The organism is Pseudomonas sp. HMSC067G02 (assembly GCF_001813485.1).
Classification (GTDB): Bacteria; Pseudomonadota; Gammaproteobacteria; order Pseudomonadales; family Pseudomonadaceae; genus Pseudomonas; species Pseudomonas aeruginosa.
This window is the reverse complement of sequence record NZ_KV812704.1, coordinates 1-3104: the sequence shown is the minus strand read 5'-3', so window position 1 is coordinate 3104 and position 3104 is coordinate 1. Positions and strand designations below refer to the sequence as shown.

At 59.6% G+C, this 3104-nt stretch carries 4 protein-coding genes and 3 tRNA genes; all 7 read right to left on the bottom strand.

The genetic code is table 11. The features are described from left to right. The coding region (locus tag HMPREF2914_RS32840) for a hypothetical protein (protein WP_234358239.1) at window positions 1-64 on the bottom strand (64 nt) is incomplete at its 3' end. 84 nt (window positions 65-148) lie between these two features. Continuing rightward, window positions 149-224: transfer RNA gene (locus HMPREF2914_RS22845), tRNA-Thr, on the bottom strand. A gap of 19 nt (window positions 225-243) precedes the next feature. Beyond that, window positions 244-317, bottom strand: a tRNA-Gly gene (locus HMPREF2914_RS22840). A 26-nt stretch (window positions 318-343) separates the two neighbouring features. Next, window positions 344-428: transfer RNA gene (locus HMPREF2914_RS22835), tRNA-Tyr, on the bottom strand. A 147-nt stretch (window positions 429-575) separates the two neighbouring features. Then, window positions 576-1280: an SPOR domain-containing protein gene (locus HMPREF2914_RS22830; RefSeq protein ID WP_003093767.1), complete on the bottom strand. Its 705-nt coding sequence runs from the start codon at window positions 1278-1280 to the stop codon at window positions 576-578. An 8-nt stretch (window positions 1281-1288) separates the two neighbouring features. Then, window positions 1289-2035, bottom strand: a complete 747-nt coding sequence (locus HMPREF2914_RS22825; RefSeq protein WP_003093768.1) for a pantothenate kinase — start codon at window positions 2033-2035, stop codon at window positions 1289-1291. Further along, window positions 2032-2970 carry a bifunctional biotin--[acetyl-CoA-carboxylase] ligase/biotin operon repressor BirA gene (birA, locus tag HMPREF2914_RS22820; protein ID WP_003129267.1) on the bottom strand — a complete coding sequence of 313 codons (939 nt, stop codon included), beginning with the start codon at window positions 2968-2970 and terminating at the stop codon, window positions 2032-2034. The genes HMPREF2914_RS22825 and birA overlap by 4 nt, the downstream gene beginning before the upstream one ends. Window positions 2971-3104: the final 134 nt, after the last annotated feature.

Sequence of the window (3104 nt, the reverse complement as noted above, 5' to 3'; positions counted from 1 at the left end):
CAACGTGACCGATGGTGCCGACGTTGACGTGCGGCTTGTTCCGTTCAAATTTTTCTTTAGCCATGGAGACCATCCCCTTCAAGGAATTGAGCGGATCACGCTACCATTAGAACAAGGGCAGATATTTTCATATCTGCCCTTGGATAAATGGAGCTCATGAGCGGATTTGAACCGCTGACCTCACCCTTACCAAGGGTGTGCTCTACCAACTGAGCTACATGAGCGAAACACAAGCAACTTGACTGGAGCGGGTAGCGGGAATCGAACCCGCATCATCAGCTTGGAAGGCTGAGGTTCTACCACTGAACTATACCCGCGGAGCCCGAAGCTCACGCTTTTAAACTGGTGGAGGGAGAAGGATTCGAACCTTCGAAGTCTATGACGTCAGATTTACAGTCTGATCCCTTTGGCCACTCGGGAATCCCTCCAAACTGGTGGGCGGCATTCTCTACGTCTGCCACCTTGCTGTCAAGAGTTTTCTCTTAAAAAACCTGAACTTAGGTTTCAACAGCAACTTCATGGTAGGAGTCTTTCAGCCTTCCCCCTGCGAAGCGGGCGCCATTCTATGCAAACCATCAGGGGGATGCAACACCTTTGCACGACATTATTTGATGCTGCAATCCCTTGAAGTCCCGAGCCAGCTCCTGGAGCAGTTGCTCATCCACCAGGCGCCGGCTGCCGGGGGCCACCCTTACCCAGAAATCACGCTGCCCGCGGGGCAATTCCTTCAGCTCCGCCTCGTAACCTGCCGTCTTGAGACGCGCCTGCGCACTTTCAGCCGAATCCCGCGCGGAAAACATCCCCAAAGAAATGCCATTGGCCAGCACTCCCTCGCCAATCAGGTAGCTGTCGATATTGCGCGCCTGAAGCTCCTTCAACTGACGAAGCGCAGCCTCCCGCGAGGCTAGCGGAGGAAGATAGACCCAGTAATCGACGCTCATCTCCCCACGGGCCTCGACCTCCGCCTCGATATCCAGGCCCAGCAGGCGCTGCTGCAACCTTCGGGCATCCGCCTCCTCACCGCCTCCGCCAAGATAGAGACAGGCCGACTCGGATGCGATCGACTCTTCGGCAGCCGAAGGCACACTCGGCGCCGGCACCTGCGACCCCGAGCGCGCCCTGGAAGCAAGGTTGCTCTCGGCCAACAGCAGAATGTTCTTCTGCCCATCCTTATAGAGTTCCAGCGGTGCGATTTCCTTGGCCCGTAGCGGGGATTGCTGCTGATGCCAGACGTAGTAGAAGACGTTCAGGGCCAGGAGAAACAGGAAGAACCAGCGCATAGATCCTCTCACTCAATCGGGCAAGCCAGTGCCAGTCCTACGAAAACCAGGTCCGGCATGATCCGGGCGCCAGCCAGTTCGTCGCGAACCAGTTCGGCATCCCCACCCGTCAGGAATATTTCACAATCCGGACCGAGCAGCTCGCACGCCATGGCGTACTGCTCACGAACGAACCCCCTGAGCATGAGCAGACAACCCCGCTCAACCGCCTCGGCCGTGGCCTGCCCTGGCTGGAGACTGGCAAGCGCCCGACGGGCCTCTGCATCGTCGTAGCGGATACGTCGGGTATGGGTGCGCAACTGGCTTCTCATCAGGGTCATGCCCGGGCATATGTAGCCCCCCAGATGCACTCCATCCGCCGCGACCAGGTCAGAGGTGACCGCGGTCCCCAGATCAATGACCAGGCAGGCCTTCTTAGCCAGGTGATGAGCCGCGACGAGGGCCAACCAGCGGTCGAGCCCCAGGCGCTGGTAGTCGAGATAGCCGTTGCGCACTCCCGCCAACTGCTTGCCGGATGATGCAACCAGCGCCGAAACCGGGAACAGCTGCTCCAACCGTGCGACCAGTTGCGAGGTTTCCTGCTCGCTGCGAACGCTCACCAGGCGACAGGCTCGCACTGGCAGCGCTTGCTGCGATGTTAACTGTTCGACCAGGGCATCATCGGACTCCGCAAGGCCACCGGCGACCGACCGTGCCGCGCCCTCGATGACCCGCCACTTGATCAGCGAGTTTCCACAGTCGAGCTCAAGAATCATTGACGCAACCTCAAACTAAGCTCCCCTCCACTGAAACCCTGCTCCACGCCATCCACCTCGAGACGCAGCGCTCCTCGGCTATCGACACCCAACACGCGACCCTCGATGGAACTCAGGGCAGTCGAGAGAATGACCTGGGCACCCTGCCAGAGATTGCAGGACTCCCACTCCTCGCGACTTGCAGCAAAGCCTTCGCGCGAATGCCTATCGAGATAATCGGCCAACTGCCGATTGAGAGCAGAGAGCAGCCGCGAACGATCCACCAGCTCCCCCAGCGCTTCGCGCAGGGAGGTCCAAGGCTGGCCGATATCAGTGGCGGTCTTCATGTTGACGTTGATCCCTATGCCGATAACGACATGACACAGATCCGCGGGGTCGCCACTCAGCTCCAGGAGAATTCCGGCGATCTTCTTGCCTCCCTGCAGAACGTCGTTCGGCCACTTCAACCCGGCGTCCCGGACGTCCAAGGACTCCAGGGCCCGGAGCACCGCGAGACCGACAACCAGGCTCAACCCTTCGAGCTCCCGAGCGCCCCCCCTGACAGTAATGGCCAGAGAATAATAGAGGTTCTCTCCATAGGGACTGACCCAGGCTCGCCCGCGACGTCCACGCCCGGCAGTCTGCTGCTCGGCGACGATAACGAAAGGCGTCGAGGCTCCAGCCGCGAGCCTGCGCATGGCCTCGCTATTGGTTGAATCGACGGTGGGCATGATCTCGACAGGCCAGAGGCTGTCGATCTTCCGCGGATCCAGGAGACTGAGGGGACTCGCCAGGCGGTAACCCCGGCCACGCACCTTGTGGAACTGCAGGCCATGTTCAGCCTCCAGGTGCTGCAAGCGTTTCCAGACTGCACTGCGACTGATGCCCAGTACCGCCCCCAACTCCTCACCGGAGTGGAATCGCCCGTCTTGAAGTAGTTTCAGCAAGGTCTGCATAGACGCCCCACACTAGCCAGGCACGCATCATATAGAGGCACTTGCGCTTTGCCTACGAAAAGCCCTGCCGTATAGCTGCCTTTTCCCCGGATTTTCGCAGACTTTTCCGCGCGCAAAAGCAAAACCCCTGGTCA

Coding starts and splice junctions, on each gene's coding strand:
- HMPREF2914_RS22830 (WP_003093767.1), bottom strand. CDS start 1,280: ATGCGCTGGTTCTTCCTGTTTCTCCTGGCCCTGAACGTCTTCTACTAC.
- birA (WP_003129267.1), bottom strand. CDS start 2,970: ATGCAGACCTTGCTGAAACTACTTCAAGACGGGCGATTCCACTCCGGT.
- HMPREF2914_RS22825 (WP_003093768.1), bottom strand. CDS start 2,035: ATGATTCTTGAGCTCGACTGTGGAAACTCGCTGATCAAGTGGCGGGTC.